General features: G+C 38.6%; 18 protein-coding genes. 11 read left to right on the top strand and 7 right to left on the bottom strand.

The window, feature by feature from the left end; all coding sequences use genetic code 11:
• The 3 genes from WC747_04580 to WC747_04570 all read left to right on the top strand — a co-directional run.
• The coding region (locus WC747_04580; protein MFA5999267.1) for a hypothetical protein at nucleotides 1-1,983 on the top strand (1,983 nt) is incomplete at its 5' end.
• Between the two features lie 770 nt (nucleotides 1,984-2,753).
• Nucleotides 2,754-4,415 carry a hypothetical protein gene (locus WC747_04575; protein ID MFA5999266.1) on the top strand — a complete coding sequence of 554 codons (1,662 nt, stop codon included), beginning with the start codon at nucleotides 2,754-2,756 and terminating at the stop codon, nucleotides 4,413-4,415.
• Between the two features lie 105 nt (nucleotides 4,416-4,520).
• Nucleotides 4,521-5,780: an FAD-dependent oxidoreductase gene (locus WC747_04570; protein ID MFA5999265.1), complete on the top strand. Its 1,260-nt coding sequence runs from the start codon at nucleotides 4,521-4,523 to the stop codon at nucleotides 5,778-5,780.
• A gap of 237 nt (nucleotides 5,781-6,017) precedes the next feature.
• Here the strand turns inward: WC747_04570 and WC747_04565 are convergent, their stop codons facing one another.
• Nucleotides 6,018-6,665 (bottom strand): hypothetical protein, encoded by a 648-nt coding sequence (locus WC747_04565; protein MFA5999264.1) that lies wholly within the window; start codon nucleotides 6,663-6,665, stop codon nucleotides 6,018-6,020.
• A 1,125-nt stretch (nucleotides 6,666-7,790) separates the two neighbouring features.
• On the opposite strand from WC747_04565, the gene WC747_04560 reads away from it, so the two are divergent.
• Together WC747_04560 and dnaA are read left to right on the top strand one after the other, a co-directional pair.
• Nucleotides 7,791-8,201 (top strand): hypothetical protein, encoded by a 411-nt coding sequence (locus WC747_04560; GenBank protein MFA5999263.1) that lies wholly within the window; start codon nucleotides 7,791-7,793, stop codon nucleotides 8,199-8,201.
• Between the two features lie 382 nt (nucleotides 8,202-8,583).
• Complete coding sequence (gene dnaA / locus WC747_04555; GenBank protein ID MFA5999262.1) at nucleotides 8,584-10,044, top strand: chromosomal replication initiator protein DnaA; 1,461 nt, start codon at nucleotides 8,584-8,586, stop codon at nucleotides 10,042-10,044.
• Here dnaA and WC747_04550 read toward each other — a convergent pair.
• The gene (locus tag WC747_04550) at nucleotides 10,041-11,096 is read right to left on the bottom strand and encodes a hypothetical protein (protein MFA5999261.1); all 1,056 of its coding nucleotides are present in this window, start codon (nucleotides 11,094-11,096) and stop codon (nucleotides 10,041-10,043) included. The genes dnaA and WC747_04550 overlap by 4 nt on opposite strands.
• 220 nt (nucleotides 11,097-11,316) lie before the next feature.
• Between WC747_04550 and WC747_04545 the strand changes: the two genes are divergently transcribed.
• Nucleotides 11,317-11,847, top strand: a complete 531-nt coding sequence (locus WC747_04545) for a hypothetical protein (protein MFA5999260.1) — start codon at nucleotides 11,317-11,319, stop codon at nucleotides 11,845-11,847.
• 78 nt (nucleotides 11,848-11,925) lie between these two features.
• Complete coding sequence (locus tag WC747_04540; protein ID MFA5999259.1) at nucleotides 11,926-12,063, top strand: hypothetical protein; 138 nt, start codon at nucleotides 11,926-11,928, stop codon at nucleotides 12,061-12,063.
• A 258-nt stretch (nucleotides 12,064-12,321) separates the two neighbouring features.
• On the opposite strand, the gene WC747_04535 is transcribed toward WC747_04540, so the two are convergent.
• Both WC747_04535 and WC747_04530 read right to left on the bottom strand, forming a co-directional pair.
• Nucleotides 12,322-12,972 carry a hypothetical protein gene (locus tag WC747_04535; GenBank protein ID MFA5999258.1) on the bottom strand — a complete coding sequence of 217 codons (651 nt, stop codon included), beginning with the start codon at nucleotides 12,970-12,972 and terminating at the stop codon, nucleotides 12,322-12,324.
• Nucleotides 12,973-12,999: 27 nt separating this feature from the next.
• On the bottom strand, nucleotides 13,000-14,229 hold the full coding sequence (locus WC747_04530; GenBank protein ID MFA5999257.1) for an FtsX-like permease family protein: 1,230 nt from the start codon (nucleotides 14,227-14,229) through the stop codon (nucleotides 13,000-13,002).
• A gap of 118 nt (nucleotides 14,230-14,347) precedes the next feature.
• On the opposite strand from WC747_04530, the gene WC747_04525 reads away from it, so the two are divergent.
• Nucleotides 14,348-15,055 (top strand): hypothetical protein, encoded by a 708-nt coding sequence (locus WC747_04525; GenBank protein MFA5999256.1) that lies wholly within the window; start codon nucleotides 14,348-14,350, stop codon nucleotides 15,053-15,055.
• A 426-nt stretch (nucleotides 15,056-15,481) separates the two neighbouring features.
• On the opposite strand, the gene WC747_04520 is transcribed toward WC747_04525, so the two are convergent.
• Entirely contained in the window at nucleotides 15,482-17,923 is a 2,442-nt protein-coding gene (locus WC747_04520; GenBank protein ID MFA5999255.1) for an AAA family ATPase, read from the bottom strand.
• A 247-nt stretch (nucleotides 17,924-18,170) separates the two neighbouring features.
• Between WC747_04520 and WC747_04515 the strand changes: the two genes are divergently transcribed.
• Complete coding sequence (locus WC747_04515) at nucleotides 18,171-19,631, top strand: FAD-dependent oxidoreductase (protein MFA5999254.1); 1,461 nt, start codon at nucleotides 18,171-18,173, stop codon at nucleotides 19,629-19,631.
• A gap of 617 nt (nucleotides 19,632-20,248) precedes the next feature.
• The gene (locus WC747_04510; GenBank protein MFA5999253.1) at nucleotides 20,249-21,421 is read left to right on the top strand and encodes an alpha/beta fold hydrolase; all 1,173 of its coding nucleotides are present in this window, start codon (nucleotides 20,249-20,251) and stop codon (nucleotides 21,419-21,421) included.
• Between the two features lie 599 nt (nucleotides 21,422-22,020).
• On the opposite strand, the gene WC747_04505 is transcribed toward WC747_04510, so the two are convergent.
• Nucleotides 22,021-22,299 (bottom strand): hypothetical protein, encoded by a 279-nt coding sequence (locus tag WC747_04505; GenBank protein MFA5999252.1) that lies wholly within the window; start codon nucleotides 22,297-22,299, stop codon nucleotides 22,021-22,023.
• A 19-nt stretch (nucleotides 22,300-22,318) separates the two neighbouring features.
• Nucleotides 22,319-23,425 carry a Fic family protein gene (locus WC747_04500; protein MFA5999251.1) on the bottom strand — a complete coding sequence of 369 codons (1,107 nt, stop codon included), beginning with the start codon at nucleotides 23,423-23,425 and terminating at the stop codon, nucleotides 22,319-22,321.
• A gap of 555 nt (nucleotides 23,426-23,980) precedes the next feature.
• Here WC747_04500 and WC747_04495 point away from each other — a divergent pair.
• Nucleotides 23,981-26,208 (top strand): hypothetical protein (locus WC747_04495; protein ID MFA5999250.1); only part of this gene is annotated, 2,228 nt, incomplete at its 3' end.

Genomic DNA, 26,208 nt, shown 5'->3' with positions numbered 1-26,208 from the left:
TTGACAGGCGCTACTGGAAGCACTGGATCTACTGGCGCAACAGGTGCTACAGGAGCAGGTGATACCGGAGCAACAGGATCGACTGGAAGTACTGGTTCTACTGGTGCTACAGGAGCAGGTGATACCGGTTCAACTGGATCGACTGGAAGTACTGGTGCTACAGGTGCAGGAGACACTGGTTCTACGGGATCAACAGGTTCAACAGGACTTACGGGTTCAACAGGAGACACTGGTTTGACAGGTGCTACTGGAAGAACAGGAGCAACAGGAGCAACAGGTGCTACAGGAGCAGGTGATACCGGTTCAACGGGTGCTACAGGAAGCACGGGTTCTACAGGAGCAACAGGTGCTACAGGAGCAGGCGACACTGGTTCTACTGGATCTACTGGTTCTACAGGTGCTACAGGCGCAGCAGGTTCAGCAGTATATTTAGTCGGAACTGTCGTTGTAGATTCTGCTGGAACAATCACTTTAGATGGAAGTCCTTTAAATAGTGTAAACCCTACTCCTCCTTATTACGTTTCAGGCTCAGTACTTACTATTAATTCTGATGTGATTATTGATGGTAGTTTAACTCTTACGACTGGAGCATCTTTAACTATTAATGGTAGTTTGATTCTTTATGGTAGCCTTACTACAACTGCCACTGCTTCGGTTACCTTAAATGTTGTAGGTGATATAACGTGCATTGGAAAAACAGCTGCTGACTATGTCTTCATTGGATCATCAGCAACTACATTCATAACAACTATTATCAGCAAAGGGATAATAACCTTTACCAATTATTCATTTGTAGGAAATGGGTTATTATTTAATAGGGGTTCAAGTCTAACAGCCGATACAATTATATTTAATCTCAACACAACAACAATTAAATTTGAAACTACAGGTAATGCTCTTACAAGTGCTATAACAGCAAATACCGTTTTATTTACGAATAATAGTAATGGTACAAGTTCAAATTTTACCGTTTGGCTTTATAATACGGCAATAAATGCAATGGCGATAAAATTTGAAAATAATACGAGTGCAACTAATTACGCGGTCGTGTTCCAAGACTCAGACGCTGTTACGGCAGATTCTATAGAATTTAACAACAATTCTAGTAGTGGTGCTGGTGTTGGTGTTTATGTATCAAATAGCACCATAACTTCAGACAGAGTTGCGTTTAGTGAAAACAGTAGTAACACCAACTATGGAGTTTTATTTTCAGGTACTGTAACCGCAGGTGTAGTTGAATTTTATAAGAATAAAACTACTAGTGGTACTGCTGGAGTTGCGTCTTCTGCTACCATTTCCACAGATCTTTTAAAGATTACAACTGATTGTTCATCTACAATTCAGAAGTTTAATAATACTGGTACTATACAGGTTTTAACGGGAAGTTCTGGTGCGCCTCATATAGTTTGGATTTATAACCTTGGAAGTTGTGTAAATACTGGTTTGCCAGCAGCTACTGGATCAGGTGCTACAGGTGCCACGGGTGCTACTGGTGCCACGGGTGCTACAGGTGCAGCAGGTTCTATTGGAGCAACAGGTGCAACGGGTGCGACTGGAGCGCTTAGTGCAGTGTTTGCAGATGTTAGTCAAACTTCGACCACAACTGTAGCTTCCGGTTCAGACATTCCGTTTAATGTTGATAATAGTTTGTCTGGTGGTATTACGCATAGTGCTGGAGCTACGAATATTGTTGTTCCAAATGCGGGGACTTATTTTGTTTATTATTCAGCCTATTCAATAACAACATCTCCGGTAACTTTACAACTTTATGTTGGTGGTAGTACACCATACAATGGTACTATAGCTAGCGCAGCAAATAGTCTGGTTGATGGTAATAATAGCGTAAACGTTTGTTGGAGTGGTATTATTCAATTTGCTTCTAATAGTTCTATAACCGTTCGTAATGTTACTGGCTCTCCTCTTACCATTAATCTAGCAGGTGGCCAAGCTGCTAAATTTGCTATAATGCAAATCAATCCTTAAAAATAACATTGATTTTTAAGGAGCAGAATTAAAGTTGAGCTCTTTATTTATGATTGCCGTAGGTAAAGAGCTCAACTTTTTTTAAAAAAGATATACAAATCCAGCACCTTTTTATAACATTCTTTGATTAAAAAACTATTCAGGCTTCCAGCCAGCCTGTCCGGCACAGCCAAGGGCTTTGACTAACACAGTCGCGCTTTGAAGATCCTCGATTTTTTTCATGCACTTAGAATTTGAAGACTTCCTTTAGTGACTTTACTATTAGTGGTGGTTCTATTACGGTTCTAAGAAGCGCTACTTATAGAATTACTGTTTATTTGGGTTCTACCGCTCCTACTACATATCCTAATACATTCAACTTGGTTAAGGCACCTACAATAGTTATGTTTACTAGTGTTATAGCTGGTAGTAACGTTAATCTTTTGAGATTTTAACAGATCTGGTATCTGGTGACGTTATAACCGTTCAGAATGTTTCTGGCACAACTATAGGGTTAGACCCTAATGTACAGAGTAGTTATTCTGAGTCGATAATATTTATGAAAATTAAATAACAAATTATTGATTTATATGACTTAAAAGAAGACTTGGCGAAAATCAAGTCTTCTTTTTTTGAGTTGTTTTTAGCCAAAAAGTATTTGGAAATTTGCATGAAAATTGTTGTGTTTAATTTTATTTTATATGAAAGTAAAAAAGTCTTACGCATTATTTTATGTGAGTAAAAAAATAAAATTAATTCTATAAATTCTGTAAAAATAAAAAAGGTAGTAGATGAATTCAACGATTAGAAAAGTAAAAAATTACATAGCGCTTTTGACGCTCATGGGTTGTGGATCGGTTATGAATGCTCAAAATGATGAGCTTGATCAAGAAACCAAAGTTTTAAAAGCTACAACCTTAATTCATCGAGCAAATGCTTCTTATGATGATCGTTATCCATGGGTACACGAATTAGCGCAAGAAATTGTTACTGATTTTGGTGGTGGTTCTGGCGGTTCTACTGGTGGAGCTACCGGTTCAACTGGAAGTACTGGAGCAACCGGTGCTACAGGAGCTGGAAATACTGGGTCAACCGGCTCTACGGGAAGCACAGGATTAACTGGTTCTACAGGATCCACTGGCGCAACTGGTTCTACAGGTGACACAGGTTCTACTGGAGCTACTGGAAGCACTGGCTCTACGGGGGCGACAGGGTCTACTGGCGATACAGGCGCTACCGGTGCAACTGGTTTTACTGGTTCAACAGGAAGCACAGGATTAACTGGGTCAACTGGGCTTACAGGATCTACTGGATTAACAGGTTCAACAGGAAGTACTGGATCAACCGGAGCTACAGGAAGCACTGGATTTACTGGTTTAACAGGAAGCACTGGTTCAACCGGTGCAACAGGATCTACCGGAAGTACAGGATCTACTGGTGATACAGGATTAACAGGATCGACGGGCGCAACTGGTTCTACTGGTGACACAGGCTCAACAGGCGCTACCGGATCAACAGGAAGCACTGGAGCTACTGGTGATACGGGAATGACTGGTGCTACTGGTTCAACAGGTATGACTGGTGCTACTGGTTCAACAGGTATGACTGGTGCTGGTAACACTGGCGCAACAGGTTCGACAGGAAGTACGGGATCTACCGGAAGTACAGGTTCTACAGGTGACACTGGTGCAACTGGTGCTACAGGAAGTACTGGTTCTACCGGAAGCACTGGCGCTACCGGTGACACTGGTATGACTGGAGCTACCGGTTCAACAGGATCTACTGGCGCTACCGGTGACACTGGACTTACTGGTGCAACAGGTGACACGGGTATGACTGGTTCCACTGGTTCAACAGGTATGACTGGTGCTGGTAACACTGGCGCAACAGGCTCAACAGGAAGTACTGGATCAACCGGAGCTACCGGTGACACTGGACTTACTGGTGCAACAGGTGATACGGGTATGACTGGTGCAACTGGTTCTACAGGCGCTACCGGAGCGACTGGTCCAGCTGGAACTTTTGGAGCTGCAGAATTTGTTAACACTGCTACGCAAACAAGTACCGTACCACTGGGACAGACCTTCTTAATCAATACACAACTTTTCAACAATACCTCAGGAGCCGTTACACACTCAGTCCGTGCTGGTGGAGGCTCTGCCTTTACTCTTACAACTGGTACCTATGTATTCGATTATGAAATGAGTTTGACAGGCGCCGCATCTGTCGCCATTTATACAGGAGCAACTGAGGCATCTCTGACTATAGATACTAACACTATCGCAGGATCTACAACTGCAACTACATGGATTCATGGACGAGCATTTGTTAATGTACCAACGTCGACATTAGTCGCTGCAATTAGTGCTGCTAATGCTACCGTTGTCACGGCCACTGCCGGAGATTATGCTGGTATTTACATGGTTCGACTCACCATTTTGAAAATTGCATAATTGTTTTCTGAAAACTCTATAAAATATTGATAAAGAGCCTTGAAGAACTTTCTTCATGGCTCTTTGCTTAAGTTTCAATTGTCTAAATCTTAAAAGGTTTTTTATATGAAAAAAGTTATCGTTGTCGGTATGTCAGCAGCCTCAGTTTCTTTTGTCGTGAAGTTGCGATCCTTTGATAAAGAAAGTGAGATTGTTTGTTTTTCTGGTGAAAAAGATTTTCCGTATAATCGTTGTTTTTTAGCAGATTTTTTAACAGGTGATAAAACTGAGCAGGAACTTTCACTCAAACCTGAAGATTACTTTTTGCAAAACAACATTCAAATACATTTTAATAGTTGGGTAACAGCAATTGATACTGCAAGCAAAACCGTTACCATCGCAATGGAACCCGTTGGCACTGAACAATTTTATTACGATGAACTTTTTTTAGGAATTGGTACCAAACCTTTCTTGCCACCATTTGCGCGAAACGTACAATGTTCAGGTCTTTTTACGTTTCACACATTGCGTGACATGCATGCAATTTCAAACTATACTGCCGAGAAAAAAGTTAAGACGGCAATTGTTATTGGCGGTGGACTCAACGGCATAGAAGCTGTTTCGTCGCTTGTATCTTTAAAAATATCGGTAGTTCTTATCGAAGCTGCAAAAACTATTCTTGCAGGGCAAGTCGACGGTGAAATTGCACAGTGGGTAGAAAGCAAAGCTCAAAATCTTGGTGTCGAAATTTTTACCAATCGAAAAGCTATTAAAATTTGCGAAATCGGTGGCGTTGTTTCTGGTGTGCAGCTTGAAACCGAGACTTCCCAGTCGAAGACTTCCCAGTCGAAGACTTCTCAGTCGGAGGCTGGCCAGCCTGAATCAACTATTTTTGCAGACATGGTGATTGTGGCCGCAGGGTCACAAGTGAACTGTGAGCTTGCAAAGTCAGCAGGCATAGCAACAGAAAATGGGTCAATCATCGTTGATGAACATATGCGTACAAGCGTACCACATATACTTGCTGGTGGAGACGTGTGTAGGGCGCCGGATATGGTGACCGGCAAAATAATGCGCAGTACCACGTGGTCTGATGCAATGCTGCAGGGACTGTGCGCAGCAACCACTTTAAGCGCAACTCCTCGTAGGTATCCAGGTATGGTAGGACTTCGTGACTCATATTTTTTTGGCAAAGATTTTTATGCTTGTGGTCAAACGGTAGATCATGACACAACTGTTAAAATCATTTCAAATATAGATGAACAAAACGTAGAAAGATTATATATAAAAAATGATCAGCTTATTGGCTTTGTTTTGATTGGTGATATTTCAAAGGTTTCAGCATTGAAAAGATTATACACAACGCAAGAAAAATGCTTTCAGTAGCCTGAATTTGACGTATCCAGCCTTCGCTTTTTAATCATGTATTGCCCGCTCGTCCTGAGTTAATTTTCATAGAAAATTAGTATCGAAGGATAGTGGGGCTTCGGCGGACAGGTTGTGGATCAAGGTAGTTAAATTAAACCTGAAAAAACCGACCTCTCTATTTTCAAGAGAGGTCGGTTTTTTTTATTTTAGGCCAAGATTATTGCTAATCTTGCATTGAATTACTGAGTTACGAAATTACTTAGCTACTTCGTATGTTCTAGTTTTAGCATTCCAAACTTTTGGAGTGTTAAACGCACGTTTTTTCATTACAACCGGAGCTGTAACAATAACTTCTTCTGCAATTACAACTGGAGCTGTAGCAACAACTTCTTCTGCAACTACAACTGGAGCAACAATTTCTTCTGCAACTACAGCAGCTTTACCGAAAGGATTCAATTTTGAGAAAGAACCGTTTTTGTAAGCTTTGTATGTAGCATAAGTTAAACCAACAGTTGCTAGTGCAGCAGCTGATGTAGCAGCTTGGCGATCATATTTGAAGTAACCAAGAGTTTCGCCACCAATAGTTGTTTGGTAAACTGATTTACCAGCGCTTGCAGTTTTAGCTGCAACTGATGAACCAAATTCAAAAGCTTTGATTACAGGTTTTGTTGTACCAAGGTATGTACCGAAATCTGCAGTTTTAGTAGCTACTCTTGTATTACCAAGGTATGTAGCTGCACTTGAAATACCAGATTTAGCGCTTGTAAGTTTACCTGAACAATATTCTGCCAATTTTTCTGTTCTAGTTAATTGACCGTAACGTATAGTTTCTGCACCTTGAGAAGCGTTTAAACCAACAGATGCGATAGTAGTAAGACCGATGAACATTAATTTATTTTTCATAATAGATTCTCCAAAAGAGTTTTACATTTTACTGTTTCATTGCTGCTGGTACTTTGATGCTTTATGCTTTACTAGGATTTTCTAGAATTCTTCGTATTGCATACTAATAGTTATAGCATAGCGCTTTTTGGGCCGCAACAGCCCCCCAGGTGTTTTTTTGGTTGGTTTGCGATGTATTGATTTGGAGCTGGTATTCGTAGGGTTAGGATTTGAAATTGTTTCATCTATCGCTGGCCACTAGCAACTCATTTTTTTAAGCATTCAACTCTGTGCCTACGCGGCACAGCGCCCAAGTATTCTTACCAATACTTGGGGAACAGGTATCTAAGTGGCTAGCGCCCCTTAGAAAACCCCCGACGGCAAGATGTTCGCATTCGCCTCTTCTAATTTTTATTTCATAAAAATTAGCGGCTCACCCGCTCTCAGCTTTCCTAATAATGCACTTTATTCTGTAAATATCCTCTTTCTTCATCTTCAGGTTTAACCCGGGGTTCCCATGTACTAAAAATAATTTAATCTGTTTTAAGTCATACCCAGGAGTTAGGGAGCATGAGCCCAGCCTACGCATATTCTAGCTCTGTCGTCGTTCGTCTCGAGTGTTTTGCGTGAGCAAAATGTATCGAGAGATAATAAAGCTACGGCGGACACGGCCGTTAGGCAAATGCGAGTATTAACTCCGACTCAAATTCAAGAAAAAATTATGTAAAGAATCAAGCTTCCCCATAAGGAAATACTTTGCAATGGAGCCCCTGTTTCGTTTTAACGAAACAGGATAGGCGAATGCATTTTTATTTCCGTGGGGTTTTTTAAGGGGTTTTTAACCCATTGAATGTCTGTTCTCCAAGTGCCGACAAGGGTACTTGGAAGCCTTGTTCCGGCTTGAGGAACAGAGTTGAATGCTTAAAAATTGGTGATTATATGTGGCCGTGCCCGGCGTAGCTTTCTAGCGACCGTGTCCGCCATAGCCAACGGCGACGGCTGGAAGCCTGGGTGATCGACTAGTGTTAAATACATTAACCAACAAGCTCCAATCAACAAACCCATACAAAAACAACCCTTTTATTGCTATTGAAAGCCATTTTTTTGTAGATTAAGGTATCTGTAACGACTCAAAAAGGGGGTTTTATGAATAAAAAAATTATGAACAAATCAACGTTATTGTATGTGCTTATGGCGCTTATGGTCACACAGTCAAAAGATATTTTTGTACATGATGATGAGTATGAGTCAGAAGCATACTCTAACCAAATTGTAGGTGTCCAAGAGATTTTTGGGGTTAAAAACTTCACCATTATTTTGACATTTGAGCATGATGGTCCAATTATTACCTATGCTCCTGCAAGTTACGCAGATAGTCAAAATGATACATTTAACAGATTTTTTATGCCAAACACGGTACTTTCTGACAATGCTGGAAGTGGTGCTTCTGGAGCCTTGCAGCAATCTGGATCAGGAGTTGAGCTTGTTTTGCTTGGTACGCTTGTTAAGAAAGTTGTGGATGGCAATACTATCATGATTTCTGTTGCAGTTGCTTAAAATAACCCGAGTTCGATATTTAAACTCTCTCCCAGTCGTTCGTCCCGACCGTGTCCGCCATAGCTGCAAGCGACGGCTGGAGTGTTTTGCAAAGCAAAAAGTATCGAGGGATAAATTAAGGGCTAGTTTTTATGGTTCGATACATTCGACTTTGTCGAACACTCACCACGAACGGCGTAAAAACTAAACATTAAAGAAAAATCTAATGTCGAATTCAGGTTAAAATAGCTTGTTTAAGTCCACAATTAAAAAATAAAAATGTAAGTTTCCCTATAGGAAACGATCTTTTTTTGCTAAACTGTGAAACAGATTTACACGATCAATTTTTTGTAGCATACATATAGGTACGAGTCGTACCACCATAAAAAAAGAATTAGAATTTATGAATGTACTCAATGATCAGATTTGGCAAGATTTTTTAAAAATTATTCGAGAAGAAGTTGGCACGCGCGTTGTTGAAACGTGGATCAAAGCTGTGACAATCTCTCGCTATGATAATACAACTGGAGGAGTATATCTTTCGGCTCCTAATCTTTTTGTCAAAAACTGGGTTGAGTCAAATTATAAAGATCTGTTTCAAAAACATTTGAAGCGACTGCTCGGCGTTGAAAAAATTACGATTCATTTTTTACTGGGATCTGTGGTCTCACCAGAGCATGTGGTTGATGAACGAGATTTGTCTGCAGGAGAGTCATCTCATCGAGACTTGTCTCAGCGAGACGTGTCTCAAGAGTCGTCTAAAATTATTCCAGCTACACAAGCATTTCCAAAAAAGAAAAAGTATGAGCTTGTTAAAAAAATATCAGGATACCAAGCGCATCAGAGCAGATTAAATCCGGCTTACACGTTTGATACGTTTGTGGTGGGAGAAAACAATCAATTCGCCTATGCTTCAGCTAAAGCTGTTGCTAGCAAACCAGGTTCTTTATATAATCCGTTGCTATTGTACGGTGGTCCAGGACTTGGAAAAACTCATTTGCTTCATTCAATTGGCAATGAAATTTTAGAAAAACATCCACATTTAGTTGTTTTATATCAAACAACTGATCGTTTCGTTACCGAATTTATTAACGCTGTTCGCTTTGATGGGATTTCGAAATTTCAAGCAAAGTATAAAGAAGTTGATGTTTTGTTGGTTGACGATATTCAGTTTATGGTTAATAAAGAACAAACACAGGAAGTTTTTTTTCATATTTTCAACAATTTGTATGAATCAAACAGGCAAATAATTCTTTCATGTGATGTTCTGCCTCGTTATTTGGGTGGTTTGGTAGAGCGTTTAAAATCTCGTTTAGAATGGGGACTTATTGCAGATGTCCAAATTCCTACTATGGAAACAAAAGTAGCTATTTTAAAGCGTAAAGCTCACATGCAGCGAGAAATTATATCTGATGAAGTAGCGCAATTTATTGCTCAACGAAATGTTAACAGCGTTCGTGAGCTGGAAGGATCGCTCATTCGCGTTTTGGCATATGCTTCACTGACCAGTCAAGCCATTACCAATGATCTTGTTAAAAAAGTGCTGGGTGCTGAGCAAGAGTCTCAAGATGTCCCTGCAAAGATTGATTTTAAGCTCGTGCTCCATCATATTAAAAAACATTTTTCATACGGCCTTGAAGATTTACGATCGAAAGATCGCAGCAAAGGCGTGAGTCATGCTCGTCAGGTGGCGATGTATTTAATGAAGCGTAACACTGATAAGTCTTTACGAGAAATTGGAGAGTATTTAGATCGAAAAGATCATACGACCATTGCGCATGCTGTTACAAGAATTACTGATTTTCGTTTGCGTAATGAAAAGTTTTCAAATTTACTTAAAATAATCGAAGACGAATTAGTTTAAATGAGCGTACATTGATCGATTCGTTCTTGCTTTGTTCTAAAGCAATATTTATGGAAACAGTTACTCGCTAATTCTATATACCAACCCAAATATTTTTTTGCTTTCATACTTTTATCAAGGCCAGCCATCATGCGAAAATCTTCTGTATCGAGTAGAACAATTTTATTTGTTTCTTGCTCAATTACGAAGTTCCCTGCATGAGGGTCAATTAAAAAACCAGTATCGATTGCCACTTTCATAGCAATTTTATTGAGTTCTTGTTGCGGTTGTATTTTATCAGTTTTTATAAAGTCAGAGATTGTTGCATAGACGCTTGGCAGCAACATTTCTTCAGTAGTGCCATTGCAGCGCCATATAATTTTAAGGTCGTGACATCGATCTGGTCTCCAGTACCATTTTCGTGGAAAATCTAGAGAGTCTACAAAAAATGGATTGTATTTTAAAATACTTTTAATTCGTTCAAGGTTAGCAATTCTTGTAAAATTACTTAAATGTCTTAAGTTGCCACCAAGAACAAAAATGCAGTCAGTTTCAAAACTTTTTGAAAATGGTTGAATCATGGTGTGCGGATGTTCGATAGAAATTTTTATAACGAATGGATAGTTTTTAAATTTTGCAACAATGAGACCAGAAAGCGTCTTGTAATTAAAATCTTTGTCTTTTAGTATGTCAAAATGGGTGAATTTTTGTTGACCAACTTTAATTTCTTCTACCAATTCATTAGCGAGCTTTGAAAGAATAGATGTTGAAACTTTATCGGCTTTGTCTCGAAATTTTATAAAGCCGATTGGAAGGTATTGTTCTTGAAAAAATTGTTGATCAAAGCCTTTTTTTATAGGACGTAAGCGTAAAAAATTACTTTTTAGACGATGTTCTTTTTTTTCGAAGGTAAAACTTTTGTTAAGCGCGGTCCAACTTTTTTCAAATGCTGGATCTGTAGAAGATACCGTTATGACTGGAACGGAGTGGTCGACCGGCCTGCAAATACTTCTGCCTTCCAAGGTGAGAGCTTGTGAAATTAAAATATAAAAAATCAGAAAAAATTGTATCATGTTTTTTTATTTAATTACGTGTGTGAGCCATTTATAACAATAGAGCACAGTGTATCATTTTTATTAAATCGCACAAACTTTGATAAAATCAAATGGTTTATCAGAAGCACAGGGGGATAAGTACGATTTTGGAAGATAATCATTTGTTATTATTATTTTGGTATGGTAGAAATCTTTTGAATTGATTTGATAGTAATTTGCTCAAAATTAAGGATGGGGCATGGACTATATAAAAAATAGAAACAAGGAACAAGAACTGCTCATAAAATTGGGTGGTTTTTCTAAGAACATGGTGCAGAATCATCACTTGGAAAATTTATCAGAATTTATTATTCACGATCTTTGTGCTCAAGATACTTTCAATATTAGCAAGGCAGCATATTTAGTGAATAATCCAGATTTTACCTGCTTAAAGGGCGTTGCTGGATATCATCATCCAGAGTCTTTTAAAAAAGAAAATAGCTGGCAACAGCAAAAAGAATTCACTTCTCATATGAAACAATCAGACTTCAACCAATCTGTTCGCTCGGTAAACGATAGATCACTATTTATAGGTGACAATGGTCCAGATCAAAATAAGGTTCAAGATTTGATACAGCGGTTTGATATGCGTGATCCTGTTTTACATACGTGGAATATGAAATATGATAACCAAGGTATTTTCATATTTGAAAAACCAGAAGACTCACAAATAGTTCAAGATCATTTGTTGAATTTTTTGCATATGTTGTCTTTTTGTTCGGTCTTTTAAAAAAAAGCTTGAATTTGGTTAATTACTTCTCATATCATGATGGCATATGGGACTTTAATAAAAGGGGAGTAAGTAACCATGAAAAAAGCATCTGCAAAGATCAGAAACAAAATCAAAACAAAATTCGCTCAATCCATTGGTCGCTTAGAAGCAACTGTGGGTAGAGAAGGTGATAAGCCAGATCGTTTTAGGCATCATGCACCTAAGAAAAAATAACTAATCGTAAAAAAACAAGAACGTTTACATGCATAAACGTTCTTGTTTTTTTATGTACTTGTTTTAACCACTGTTAGTGATGACATTATGAATTACCAATAATTATAACTCACCCTGTCGTTCGTCCCGAGTGTTTTGCATTAGCAAAAAGTATCGAGGGATGCTGATTAAGATATTCTTTATCCCTCGATACAATTTCTTCGAAATCACTCGGGACGAACGACAAGGAGGAAATTTTCAATATTGAGTTTAAAACTCTTATGCTTTTGCGTTCAATGATGAAAGTAATGAATCAAGATCATTACCTTTTGCTTCAGGAGCTTTTGGCAACATTTTTGGCTCGGGCGCTTTTGGTATTGCCATAGGAATTGCTTTAGGTTCTGGCATTGCCGGAACTGCTGCCTTCGGTTCAATATGCTTAGGTATTGGCATTGGATGCACTGGCATCGGGTGAATTGGTTCTGGCATATGATGCACTGGCATCGGATGAACTGGTTCTGGCATATGATGCACTGGCATCGGATGAACTGGTTCTGGCATATGATGTGCTGGCATCGGATGAACTGGTGTTGGCATTGGATGCACAGGCTCTGGCATATGATGCGCTGGCATTGGCATATGATGTTCAGGCATTGGATGTTCAATCATTGTATGTTCAGGCATTGGCATCGGATGCTGTTCCACAGGATGGACTACTTCAGGCATCGGATGCTCTACTGTAGCCTTAGGTTCAATATGCTGCGCAGGAGTTGCTGCTTTGTCTTCAACTGGAGCTTTTGCTTGAGTAGTTACTTTTTCTTTTTGAACTTTACAACATCCACACCAGTCACAACCTGAAAAAGCAAGAATGGCACCAAGTGCTACGGTTGTTGAAAGAATTTGAGATTTGGTCACATGGTATTTGGTCATATAAAAACTCCTTTTTTATTTTAGGCTTTATTCATTTTTCAATGTGTCTACAATGTGCAACCGATCTATGTTTCGCGTTGCTAGAACACTTGCCAAAAAACTTATCATAATTGTTGTGATAAAAATAGCAGAAAAAACAGTCAGTTCCATTTTGATAGGAAGGTATGATGTATCATAGATATTGTCAGGCAATTTTATACATGGAAATGTTTGTAATGCTTTTCCTACGGCGTACGCCAAGACCAAACCTAGTGAAGTAGCGCCTACGGCAATGATCAAACTGATGGTTATGAAAATATATCGTATCGATGATTTATGCATGCCAAGGCATGTTAAAATAGCGATGTCTCGTTTCTTTTGAGTCACAAACATAAAAATGAGTGAAACAATATTCATACTCGCAACAAAGACAATGAGCATGAGTATGAAAAACATTGCCCACTTTTCAAGCTTGAGAGCCGAAATTAACGTGGGATATAAATCTTTCCAGCAGTAGACATCAGCGTTTAATCGCTTTTTCAACATGGTAATAATTTCATCTTCTTTGCTGTGCGGTTGCAACTTGAGATGTACTTGCCCTATGCCTTGGTCAGGAAATAATTGATCAAAAAAAGTAATGTTGCCAAAAGCAACGTTGTTGTCGAACTCTTCAACTCCTGTTTTAAAAATGCCACCAATGATCACTGTTATTTGTTGAAAGGTGATATGTAGGCCCGCAGGTTCATCACTTGAATATAAAATACGAGCTGAGTCACCAACGCAAAGGTTTGCTTGCTCTGCTAGCTTGCTACCAATTATTATGTGGTTGTTTTTAGTAAGGCTTGAAAGTGGATAGCTCTTTGGATTTATTATTTTTTGGTCTAATTTATTAACGAGTGATTCTTTTTCAGGATCGATACCTCGTAAAAAAATCATGATAGGTGTCTGTGACAGTTCAGGATTATAAATGAGTGATTGACCGACTTGTTGCGGTGCAAAATGTTGAATTTTATAGGTTGGCTCAGCAAGAATTAAAGACAGACAATCCATATCAATCTGCTCTCCTTGGCCGTCGATGATAAGATCTGGGTAAATTGATTGTATTTTTTCGTATGTTGCTTTTTCAAATCCATTCATAACTGAAATAACGAGTGTGAGCGAGCAACTTGCTACCAAAATTCCGATGAAGCAAATTTTGACCATGAAATTAATGGTCGTGTCTTTACTCTTGGTGAAAAGATAGCGGTAAGCAATAAAAGCAAAACTTTTTTGAATCATAGTTTGTTTTTTCTTAGGTTTATTTTTTCTTAACAAAACGTACTTGTCAATTAAAGATCTTTCATATACGTTATGCATGTTATTTTATCACAATAATTTGAAAGCAGGATGTAGTGTAATGAAGCGATTAAAATTACAGCTTTTAGTGCATGTAAGCGTATTAATTCAGTGTATATTCCTTTTAAGCGGTTGCAACAAAATCATAGATTGGGGTAAAAATAACTTCAAGCAAGCAACAAAACATTCTCAAGATATCGTAGAGGAAGCTCAGCCATATTTCCGCTCAACTATCGCTTATCATAAATTTGCAACGATTGCAGAATTTGACGTGCTGTTTTTAACTGACCACGTGAGAATGCTTTATGTTGATTATCATAAAAAATATCATGGAGTTACGCAGGAACAAGAATCACTCATGCGACAACGTGTTTTAAATGAAAATAGATATTTCATATCGTTTTATGTTGCGGGAACACAGCCAGAAAATCTGTATGAATCGAATCGATCATTGTACACAGGTGAATATCAAAAACTTAATGATTTACTTGGTGACAAGGATGCTACTTGGAACATTCGCTTAAAAGTAGGCGATAAACTGTATCTACCGGATTCGGTTCGCCGTGCTGATCTTCCTGTTGAATATCGTCATTTCTTTGGGGATAGATACAGTCAGTTCAAGTCCGTGTATCTTGTACGTTTTGAAGCTTTAAACGCCAACCGTCGACCGATTTTACCACTCAATCAAAAACATACTCTTTCATTGATTCTTTCATCGTCAGCATACCAAACTGAAGTTGAATGGAAAAATTGTTTGTATTCAAAATAGGGTTGATTCGATATTAAAGATTTTTTTCCCCGTCGCTGCTCCCGAGTGATTTCGAAGAAATTAGCCTGCCCGGCGAAGCCTTGTGCGAAGCCTGGGTATCGAGGGATAAAAATAGTAAGAAAAAAATACAATTATCCCTCGATACATTTTGCTAAAGCAGAACACCATGTCCGCCGAAGCTCCAATATCCCTCGATACATTTTGCTAACGCAAAACACTCGGGACGAACGACGGGTAGGAGAAAGCGTGCGTAGGCTGGATCGGGACGAACGACGGTGGGGAGTTATATTTGTGGGTAATGTATAGCTATCACGCATGGCATAAAAACTAAATATAAAAAGTAAAATTTAACAGAATTAGAGTAGTTGAAGCAAAAAAAGAGCAGCACTTGTAAAAGCGCTGCTCTTTTTTTTGTAGATTAATTTCTTAACTAATTAAAGCTTTCCATTCATAACGATCAATTGTGTTTTGTTTCATCAACGTATCGACGATTTTTTCTATTAAATCTTTATGAGGAGCAAGCAATTGAGCAATTTCTTTTTCATATTGATCTTTAAGAGCAATAGCTTGATTTTTCATTTTCTCATCAATTTTTTCGCCACTTGAAATCATGTTGTAAATAATCTGCATCACATCAGCACGGTCATGTTTGTTGCACTGAGTGTATGACTGTTTAAGCATAAGCTGCAATGCTGCGTTTCCAGCAAGCAGAGCTAAGCATTCTTTACGTTGTAGATCATCGCTGAGAAGTTCGCTGTGGTTTGCTTTTGATTTGGTGAAAACTTCGCCTAGCTTGGTTCTGATATCTTTTTTAATTGAAACTAAGTTGTCATTTTCAGCATTTGCTGTATCAGTTGAAGTTTTGATAGAAAAAGGAACATCTGTTTTAAGTTCTTTATTGACAGAATTTACCGTGATCTTAACTACTTCTTGGTTAGTTTGTAAAATATGTCGAGCAACAGCTTTACCAGCTTGATACGTTGCAATGATTCTTTTTTCGTCATTTGGCATAGAAATAGTTTGCTGCATTTTTCTGACTTCGACATCAAGTGCTTTTTCTAAATCATTTTGGCAGACTGGACGCATTTCAATTGATGATTGAATTAAAGCTTCAGTGATAATTCGTTTGAGTTCATTGTATGAACAACCATCAGTTTCTTGTGCAATACAATCAATGTATTCTGGATTTATAGATACACATCGTTTTGCAAGCTGTTGCTGCAAGAATAATTTACGATGTTCATATTTTGGATATTCGAGATGAATTATTTTTCCAAAACGGCCATCTTTTTTAAGAGCAAAGTCTAGTTGTTCAGGACGGTTTGTTGCACCGATAACAAATACTTGTTTTAATGCGCCATCAATACCTTGCATACATGTTAAAAGTTGCGATGTGTTGACGGTATTTTTATCGCGATGAGCTCCAACTATATCGATTTCATCAAAGAAGATAATACATGGTGCATAATATGCAGCGTGTGCAAAAATATCTTCAATGGTAATTCGACGATCAGAATCTAAAACTTTTTTTGCATCAATAAAGCTTACTTTTTTATCAGCGCCAAGTTCATCTGCAATAAGTGTTCTAAGAGCTTTTGCAAAAAGAGTTTTACCAGTTTGAGGAGGACCAAACAACAGTATGCCACGATGTTCTTCAAGTTGAGTTCGTTCATATCGTTCAGGATGTTTCATGAAGTTTGCAATTTTTTTCGCAAGAGTTTCAAGATGATCGCTGCCAACCATATCTTTAAAGTATACTTTTTCTTCATCACCACTGACGTTCGGTTTTGCAGTGCCAAGTAGTATTTTGTTGATGTCTTCTAATTTTTTATTACTTGCTGTTTTTAGCCAGCTTAAAGGACCATCATACATTGAGTGAAATAGTTCGTTCAGATTCATGCTTGCCAAGGAGCCAATAGTTAGTATTCCAGCGGCTTGCAGAGCTGAAGAAAAATCACATACTTTTTGTGTCGGTGTAAAACTTTTCAAATAAATTGGATTTTTATCTTTATCGTACACATAAGGACGTCGTGTTTGTAGGTCTATATTAACTTCTTGACCTATGTATCGGCTATACCAACCATTTCTTGAATCGTTGCAATCAAATGTTTTACGCTCAGAATCACTATCTGATATAGCGTTTACACCCTCATCGGTTGCTATTTTAGATTTACACGCAAGCCAAGCGAGGGCTGCCACTGAAACTGCAGCTACAGCAACACCTTTAGCAATAGTAGCTGTATTACATTTTTGTATGCCACGGTATGCATGATTGTACCAGCGTAGACCAACGTTATCGGTTGCATTCACTAATTTTGCGATATCAGCTTGATTTTTTTCAGCCAAGGCAAATAGGATCTCTTCAGGTAGTACCGTATTTGATTTTTTGACAAGAAGCTCATGAATTTTTGATGCATCAATCTTGGTGATATCAGCTTTAACGACTGAGAAAAGATAGTCGACAAGTACATGATTAATGAGGATTGCCTCATGAAGAGCATCTTTTGAGTTTAAAACGAATAGTTTTTCAAGCAGAATTTTGGTGAAACTTTGTATCGCAACCATTTCCTTTGTAACGTGCTGTTTTTGCTCTTTTGTAAGTTTGATCTTTTGGGCATCAATCGTTTGCAAAAGCTGTTGAAGGCAAAAGCCAATAGTCTGGGTTTGCTGGCGAGCTTGTGACATGTAAGATTGAAACATTTCTCGCTCTAGGTCTGCTCTTACAGCTTCTTGCAGCTCCGTGATTGAACTATTTGGTGCCACGTTTTGCGAGTCAGCTGAGCTTTTTGCGTCATTTGCAAAAAACGATAGACAGGTAAGAGATAATAGTGTTATAGAAAGAAAATATCTTTTAAAAAAATGATTCATTTTGTTACACCTAAAAAACTTTAAGGAAATTAATTAACAAAAAGTGTGCGATCTGTGTAGATTCGAGCTGTTGATTTTGCGATGTGAGTAGGTTTTTCGTTAACGTAGACATATTTCAATTTTAAACTAAACTTGCATATTTGTCAAATTTGGGCTATTTCATGTTAAGTATTGTATTTGTATAAATAGCTCTATACAGTACTGTTCTAGATAGACAGTTTTAAATTTTCTGACAGGGAGTTTTTTAATGGGCCAATCGTTTAAAGTTTTCTTTATAGCTTTACCTATTTTATGCCTTGTAGCGTGTTTTAAGCAGAGTCCTGAGAAAAAATCGAAAGTTGAATTGCAGTACGTTTTAGAGCAAGCGCTCAAGCAAGAAAACGTTGCTCCTGTTGTTATTATTGGTTCTGGTCCTTCTGGACTGAGCGCAGCGCTGTACATGGCGCGTGCGGGAATAAAAGCGTTCGTCTTTGCTGGTCCAGTCCCATGCGGTCAGCTTACTCAAACAACATTTATTGAAAACTGGCCTGGCCGTGACCGAGTTCTCGGTTCTGAGCTTATGGAAGATATTAGAAAGCAGTCGGAATCGTTTGGCGCAACTATCATTCATGATACGGTTTCAAAAGTTGATTTTTCTCAGTGGCCTTTTGCCCTTGAAACGGAAGATGGCCGTCGTTTTAAAGCTATGTCGATTATTGTAGCAACTGGAGCTACTCCTCGTGGCCTTAATATTCCTGGAGAGCGTGAATTCTGGGGTAAAGGGGTGACTACTTGTGCAGTATGTGACGCACCTTTCTTTAAAGGTAAAGAAGTCGTGATTGCCGGTGGTGGTGATAGTGCTGCAGAGATGGTATTTGAGCTAGCTCCCCATGTGAAAAAAGTTACGATGCTCGTTCGAAAAGAAGCAATGCGTGCAGCTGTTGCAATGCAGAAAAGAGTTTTTGCCTATCCAAATGCCCAAGTTGAATTTAATAAAGAAGTGACTGCGGTTCATGGAGAAAAAGGTGAAGTGGTAGCAGTTGATGTGTACGACAATGTATTAAAAACAACTGAGCGTCGACCGATTGATGGAATGTTTTTAGCCATAGGCCATGATCCAAATAATAAACTACTACAGGGTGGTGATATTGAGCTTGATGAGAGTGGCTATCTGGTCATGAATGGCAGAACGCAGGAAACTTCACTCAAGGGTGTTTTTGCTGCAGGAGAAATTCAAGATCCTTCGTACAAACAGGCAATCGTCGCTTCTGGCGAAGGCGTAAAAGCTGCCCTTGATGCAACATCATTTTTATATTCAATCGGATTTAATGCTGAAATCGGTGAGCAGCTCGATAAAAAATTCTTTGAAAATTTTTCTGACGAAAAAACAGAGATGCGAGAAATTTCTGAAAAAAAAGAATTGAACGAGTTGGTTTTAAATGCCAAGGGAGTTGTGCTTCTTGATTTTTATGGATCAAATTGTCCTACGTGCGTTCGCATGATTCCTTCGCTAGAAGCTGTTGCTCACAAATTATCTGGGCAGGTCAAAGTTTATAAAGTTCATTTTATCAAAGACAGTCCAATCCATAGAATTCTGTGGTGGAATCATGATATTAAGATTCAAAAAGTGCCGTCACTTCTTGTTTTCAAAGATGGCAAGTTCATGGAAATGACATATAACTTCATGACTAAGGTAGAACTTTTGGAGTATGTTAAAAAGTTTTTATAAAGTCTTGCAATGAAAAACTCCCTCCCAGTCGTTCGTCCCGAGTGATTTCGAAGAAATCGTATCGAGGGATAAAATTTATGACTTAAAAAGAATTGAATTTACGCATACATTTGTTGTTTACATTCTTAAATGCAGCGATGGCAGTTATTATGTAGGCCATACTGATCAAATCGAGCAAAGAATATCTCAGCATCAACTTGGATCCATAGCTGGATATACTTCAGAAAGACTTCCAGTCGAACTTGTTTTTATGTAAGGTTTTGGTACTAGGGCTGAGGCTTTAGTCTCTGAGCGTAAAATAAAAAATTGGTCTCGCAAGAAAAAAGAAGCTTTAATCCAAGGAAATTGGGAATTGTTAAAGATTTTTGGAAAGAAAAAGTTTTGATTTTTCATTTATCCCTCGATACATTCTGCTAAAGCAGAACACTCGGGACGAACGGCGGGTAGGTTGTGTTTGTTGGTAGTGCGTAGTCACCACGAACGGCGTTATGAAAACAAAACCTAATTTCGAATTTAGATTTTTATAAAATTTAATATAAAGTCTTGCAATGAAAAACTCCCCTTTGCTACACTAAAAACTGTTAATGGTACGCATTTTGACAGTGGGGGAGTAAAACATGCGATCTATAAATTTTTTACTAATTGTTCTTAGTTTCTTTAGTTTTTCATATGTAATTCACACCGATTTACCGGCTGAATCAATAATTAGCACGTCAATAACGAGCACATCAGTGGTAGCGCCAGAACTGGTAACGCTAGAAGTGGTAACGCCAGAACTGGTAACGCCAGATTCTTCTGATTGTGTAACGACCATGACTCCAGCAGACGTATCTGCAGAGTTTGCATCCTATGTAAAACATTTGGATAACACTAAAGAAGGCATGTTGTCCTTAAAGGTTGAAAGCGTTTCGTTTCCTGTTAAACAGAGTCAGTCGTCTGATAAAACTTTCACGAGAAATGGTTTTTTAGCTACTCGGCCTGGAGCTGTAGGAACCGTCATTATCTGTCATGGATACACCCATTCTAAGCATGAAGCATTTTTCTTTAAAACCTATTTTCCGTACTTTAACGTTTTAGCGTTTGACTTTAGAGCTCATGGCGAGTTGACGCAAGATCAAGAGTCTACCATTGGTCGTGACGAAATGCATGATGTGTATGGAGCGGTACAATTTGTTAAAAATAATCCAGTGCTCAAAGGTAAGCCGGTCATAGGGTTTGGTTTTTCTATGGGGGCAGTTGCTCTTTTGATGGCTCAAGCTGAGTATGAAAATCTTTTTGATGCATTAATTCTTGATAGTCCTTTTGAGTCGAGCACTGATTGTATGGCTCGTAGCGTTGACACGTTTCTTTCATACACGTTGTTTGGTCGAACATATAAATTGCCCGGTAAATCATTGATTATGTTTTCATTGTATAATCCGCGTATGCAGTTTATTGCAAAGCCTGTTTTTAAATGGTCATCTGGAATGAATCCTTCTGCGGTTTCCACAAAATTCGTGCCGGTTATTCCTTTGGCAACAGCGTCTAAAATTAAAATTCCATGCATGTTTATTTCTTGTAATGGCGATAAAAATGTTGCAACCGATTGTGTTAGAAAATTGTATGAAGCTGTTCACTCACCGATGAAACGATTTTGGATTACTTTAGGGCTTAAGCATTGCGGATCATGCATTGCGCAACCAGAGATGTACAATTACAAAATAAATAGTTTTATACGTAAAGCTTTAAGCAGTGATTTTAAGGTTCCGACGAAAGTTGTCGATGATCGAGTTGTTATTAAAGTAGCTTAAAAAAGGTGGTTTTTAATATTTTTTTAGGAAGTCGGATACCACATACATTCACCAATTTTTAAGCATTCAACTCTGTGCCTAATGGCGGCACAGCCACCAAAGCATGATTTCGTACATGCTTTGGAATCATACGACCCAAAGAAGTATCTTTGGGAAATCTCACGGAAATAAAAATGCATTCGCCTATCCTGCTTCGTTAAAACGAAACAGGGGCTTCATTGCAAAGTATTTCCTGATGGGGAAGCTTGATTCTTTAATCCATTTTTTCTTGAGTTTGAGTCGGAGTTAATACTCGTGTTTGCCTCTTCTCATTTTTATTTCACAAGGTTCATAAAAATGAGTGGCTCACACTCCCTAACTCCTGGATATGACTTAAAACAGATTTTATAATCTTTTCATTAATAAATTCTTTTTAGGTGTTTTTTAGTCATCATTTTTTTAATGCCCCCAAGGAAGCCTGCTGATTGGTAAATCCGCTATTAATCCCACAGCTGTGGGATTAATGTAAGCCTCAAATAAAATGCCTTTTTATAGTTCTTTTACAATTTTGCCACAGCTTGTGGCAAAATTAGCACAAAGATTTTTTTTACCAAAAAGCCTTATTTTTTCTTTTTTTCTTTTGGAGCGTATTGTGCAAAAGAACCTAAGTTGATAGTAGCTTTTTGCTTGAGAGATTTTTTAAGTTCAGTCAAAATCGTTTTATTTTGTGGCTCGAATAACCAAGCTTCTTCTTGTGGAATTATATGTAAAGGCTCAAGGATGATTTTGCCGTTCTGCATGGAAATTTGAACCAATTTGCCCACGCTTTCAGATATTTTTTTAGGCAGTGTGATTCTGTTTTTAGAATCAACTTTTAAGATTGTTTGTTCTTTTTTCATACGTTACCTTATTAAAAATTCATTTTTTAACAACAGAAGAAATCAATGCTTCATAGCGCTCTGCAAGTTTATATTTTCGGCCCTTGTTAGAAAAATCAACGATTTCCAAAAATCCATCATCCACCCAATCTTTACAAATTTGAGCACTGGTTCGTGGTTGAAAACCAAAAATTTCACCAACTTGCTTGCTCGTTATCGTTTCAAATTCTTGCAACAATGACAATGCTTTGCGCTGCCGTGGATCAATTGAACGCAGCAACTGACTATGATCAGGCATTCCTTGTAACGCTGCATCAGACATACGCTTTAAAACATTTTCAAAGGAAATTGCCATGCCTTCTACAACATATTCAACCCATTTAGTTATGTCAGCCTGAGCTCGGCCCATATAATAATTGTGCGACTCACCAATGCTGATTGCATCATAGTACGCATTTAAGTCACGAGCGTAATATTCTTCAAGAGAGTAAAGACCCTTTAAATCATATCCTCTAGCATGCAGTATTAACGTTGTTAACAGCCGTGCGGTGCGACCATTGCCGTCATAGTATGGATGAATAGTGGCAAATTGATAATGAACAATTCCTGCAACGATCGGACATGGAATTTTTGATGACTGCGCAGTCCAATCAATCATTGCTTTCATAAGTTCGGCAACATCTTTAGCTTCAGGAGGCATATACACAATGACGCCAGTGCGACTATCTTTAATAACATTTTGACCATCTCGATATGATGTTGCTTGTACTTTTTTTCTGCCATCAGCCATTACCAAAGCATGTAATTCTTTAATCATTGTTTGCGTAATGGGTACGCCACGAGCAGCCCATTTTTCAATTTGTATCAATGCGGTGTAATATCCCTTTACTTCGCGTTCATCTCGCTCACGACCAGGAAAATGACCAGCATGTTGCAAGATCGATTGAATTTGTAAAGGTTCTAAACGATTACCCTCAATCATGGTTGAATAATGAGTTGTATAAAGTCGTGCAGTTTCTCGCAGCGAAGCCAGAACCTGTGGCGTAATCGGTAGGTTCATGGTTTTTTCTTTAACCGCCTCAATGCGCATCAAATAATTGGCGATTTTTGAGGTGATTTCGTATCGTGGTAAAAATTTTATCGGCATAGTATCGGCCCTTTCTCGGCGTTCATGGATAGATGTATGATCTCAATAAATAGCAGATAAAACAAGAGCTCCCTGATTAGATTTATAGATAAGTTCTCTGGATAAGGCTTTTTCGCTTTCAGCACATGGATCTCCGGCCTGTTTCGAATTCGGTTTTATAAAATCTGTTTTAAAGTCATACCCAGGAGTTAGCTCGTATGAGCCAAGGGCAAATACGAGTATTAACTCCGACTCAAACTCAAGAAAAAATGGATTAAAGAATCAAGCTTCCCCATCAGGAAATACTTTGCAATGGAGCCCCTGTTTCGTTAAAACGAAACAGGATAGGCGAATGCATTTTTATTTCCGTCGAGATTACCCAAAGAAACCTCTTTGGGTCGTATGATTTCAAAGTATGTACGAAACCATACTTTGATGCCTGGCCTGGCATGAAGGCCAAACATTGTACCCATATCAAACAAAAACTCATTATTTCTTAACTCCTTGCATAACGCTTTATTTTTGTTTTATAGTGATTTTACGATTTGTAAATTCAATTTTTAAAAAAGGATGAGAATGAAGCACGCTAATTTGTTGAGTAAATTTTTCATTATATTCACGTTCGTTTCCTGTTCAGGATTTGTGTTTTCATCGGAGTTTACAGTGCTTGAGGATGGTGCCAAGGCATTTGATGAAGCTACTGGTACCATGATTGAAAAAACGGCTGATGAAACAGCAGTAGCGTTTGCTGAGAGAATAGCTTCTTTCAATGCAGAACTTACAGAAGGCATGACTGCAGATGCTGTCAGGACAGCTGCTCAAGATGCAGGTTTTACTGCACGTCAAGCTACTGAGGAAGAGATAACCAAGTTGTCGACGCAAGTGAGCCAAGAAGCTTTAACTAAGGGGATAGCAGATCAAGGATCCAAGCTTGCAGAAGAAGAATTTGGTGGTGACAGTATTAGAGCTTCGCGTAAAGCATCTCAGCAAGCAGAAGAAGATGCAGCTACGAAATCCATAGCGGAGCAAGAGGCAGAATCCTTGAAGGCTGCAACAGAGAATGCTCGACGTAGCGCTGCAGGAGTAATTGATGACGTTGCGGTTAAAAGAGTAGCTGCGAAATTATCAGACCTTAATGACGCAGAATTAGAAGTAAGTAAAGCTAATGATGCCATAAGCGATATGGGAAAAGCTTTAAAAAAGGCAGCAAGAAAATTATCTAAAGCAATGGTAAAAAATGATGTTAAGGGCATGAAAGCTGCACAGGCAGAAATGAAGGCCGCTAAGGACGCTCTTACTGAAGCAACAAGCAGCTTAAAAAGTAAAGCTGCTACGGACATGGTCGATTCAGCGTTGGATAGCAGTGAAAAAATGCTTGGCAAAATGGACAAAGCTTTTGCTGATGCTGGAGGCGAATTTGCAGCAGATGGAACAACTTTAAAATCAATGAGTCATTTTTCAGATGAAGCAGCAGCTGCTCTTGATAAAAGTGTTGGCGATGCAGACAAAATTATCGAAGATTCTTCTATGGCTCAAAAAAATGCTATGGATGCTATAGACGCAGAAAGAGGTGCTGCTGCTAAAGGTGTGACTGATGCAGAATATCTTTCAGCTAAGTTTAAATCAAAATCATTATTGCAAGACGCAACTCGATTTAAAAATGCTTTTACAGAAATGGCAGGAAAAGCTGGATCTATGTTGCCAGAAGTCTCTTTAGAAACGGTTGGGGGAGCGGCTGGAGCAGCTGCTAAAAAAGTCGGTGGAAAATTACTTGCTGCTGGTGAGCTCCTCATTTCAGCCGTCCTTTTCATGGTACCAAACATTTTTGAATCAGCATTTTTAGCACAAAAGCAACGACAAGTTCAGCTTCAAACTTTAGCTCAACCGATTCAATTTGGTGATTGGGTTCTGCAAATTCCAGATTCATGTTTTAACTGGACTAATCCTTCAGCGACACTTCCTATCTATGTAAGAATTCCTGTTGCTAAGGTTGATGATACGATTTCTCAAGCTGATCTAGCACATTTTACTATTCCAGGTTCTACTACCAATTATTCAATTGGTGCTAAGCCGCAATTGACCAACACAGTTTCAACAAAAATTCAGAGCAGTGGAGCACGATTGTTTTCTTTCGGTAGTGATCTGGATATGCAACCAATATCACGTTACACAATCAAAGAAAGTTCTTACTATTCGCACGCTGGAATTGTAACATCATTTGCACCACCAGCATCATTTACCCCACCAGCTTCAAGCGCGCTGACAAGCAGTCAGTTTACCGGGCTTGTGGTAGATTTAAATTCTGGTTATGTGATGGATGCATCAGGCGAAGCAAACAGTCCAGTGTCACTGATAGCTCCAATCGATCCTCACAATCCTAACTATCAGGCGCCAAGTCCAGCGTCAGTAAAAGATTTTTTACCAAGCGAGCTGAGCAAATTAGAAATGGCTGGTCTAAAAGTTACCTACACGCAGTATGCTGACACAGGTACTGGTACTAAAGGTCCACAAGCTACTCCTTCATTGATAACACAATTTAAGTGTAAATGTATCGGTGAGTCTGAAGAAAATAATGTAACGGTAGCAACTGGTAATGTGTCTACGTGTTCAACGGGAGAATGTTTGCTTTCTAAATCACTCAGTAATTATATGAGTGGTTTATCTATAAATGCTTTAGTGGCTGTTGGTCCAAATAAAGTAACAGCTGCAACAGCTTCAAATGCTACAACAGATACAACAACTGAAACTGAAGATCAAGCTGCGGCTATGGGACTTGGGTCCGTTGCTCCAATGTTTGGTTGGGG

This window comes from Candidatus Babeliales bacterium, assembly GCA_041660205.1.
Taxonomy (GTDB): Bacteria; Babelota; Babeliae; order Babelales; family Chromulinivoraceae; genus JACPFN01.
The sequence above is the reverse complement of the archived record's forward strand: the minus strand, read 5'-3'. Positions and strand labels throughout refer to the sequence as shown.

What these genes read in the sequence shown, in the direction of transcription:
- WC747_04505 (MFA5999252.1), bottom strand. Translation starts at nt 22,299, where the DNA reads ATGAAAAAAGAACAAACAATCTTAAAAGTTGATTCTAAAAACAGAATC.
- WC747_04510 (MFA5999253.1), top strand. Translation starts at nt 20,249, where the DNA reads ATGCGATCTATAAATTTTTTACTAATTGTTCTTAGTTTCTTTAGTTTT.
- WC747_04545 (MFA5999260.1), top strand. Translation starts at nt 11,317, where the DNA reads ATGGACTATATAAAAAATAGAAACAAGGAACAAGAACTGCTCATAAAA.
- WC747_04560 (MFA5999263.1), top strand. Translation starts at nt 7,791, where the DNA reads ATGAATAAAAAAATTATGAACAAATCAACGTTATTGTATGTGCTTATG.
- WC747_04530 (MFA5999257.1), bottom strand. Translation starts at nt 14,229, where the DNA reads ATGATTCAAAAAAGTTTTGCTTTTATTGCTTACCGCTATCTTTTCACC.
- WC747_04525 (MFA5999256.1), top strand. Translation starts at nt 14,348, where the DNA reads ATGAAGCGATTAAAATTACAGCTTTTAGTGCATGTAAGCGTATTAATT.
- dnaA (MFA5999262.1), top strand. Translation starts at nt 8,584, where the DNA reads ATGAATGTACTCAATGATCAGATTTGGCAAGATTTTTTAAAAATTATT.
- WC747_04565 (MFA5999264.1), bottom strand. Translation starts at nt 6,665, where the DNA reads ATGAAAAATAAATTAATGTTCATCGGTCTTACTACTATCGCATCTGTT.
- WC747_04500 (MFA5999251.1), bottom strand. Translation starts at nt 23,425, where the DNA reads ATGCCGATAAAATTTTTACCACGATACGAAATCACCTCAAAAATCGCC.
- WC747_04515 (MFA5999254.1), top strand. Translation starts at nt 18,171, where the DNA reads ATGGGCCAATCGTTTAAAGTTTTCTTTATAGCTTTACCTATTTTATGC.
- WC747_04550 (MFA5999261.1), bottom strand. Translation starts at nt 11,096, where the DNA reads ATGATACAATTTTTTCTGATTTTTTATATTTTAATTTCACAAGCTCTC.
- WC747_04535 (MFA5999258.1), bottom strand. Translation starts at nt 12,972, where the DNA reads ATGACCAAATACCATGTGACCAAATCTCAAATTCTTTCAACAACCGTA.
- WC747_04540 (MFA5999259.1), top strand. Translation starts at nt 11,926, where the DNA reads ATGAAAAAAGCATCTGCAAAGATCAGAAACAAAATCAAAACAAAATTC.
- WC747_04570 (MFA5999265.1), top strand. Translation starts at nt 4,521, where the DNA reads ATGAAAAAAGTTATCGTTGTCGGTATGTCAGCAGCCTCAGTTTCTTTT.
- WC747_04520 (MFA5999255.1), bottom strand. Translation starts at nt 17,923, where the DNA reads ATGAATCATTTTTTTAAAAGATATTTTCTTTCTATAACACTATTATCT.
- WC747_04575 (MFA5999266.1), top strand. Translation starts at nt 2,754, where the DNA reads ATGAATTCAACGATTAGAAAAGTAAAAAATTACATAGCGCTTTTGACG.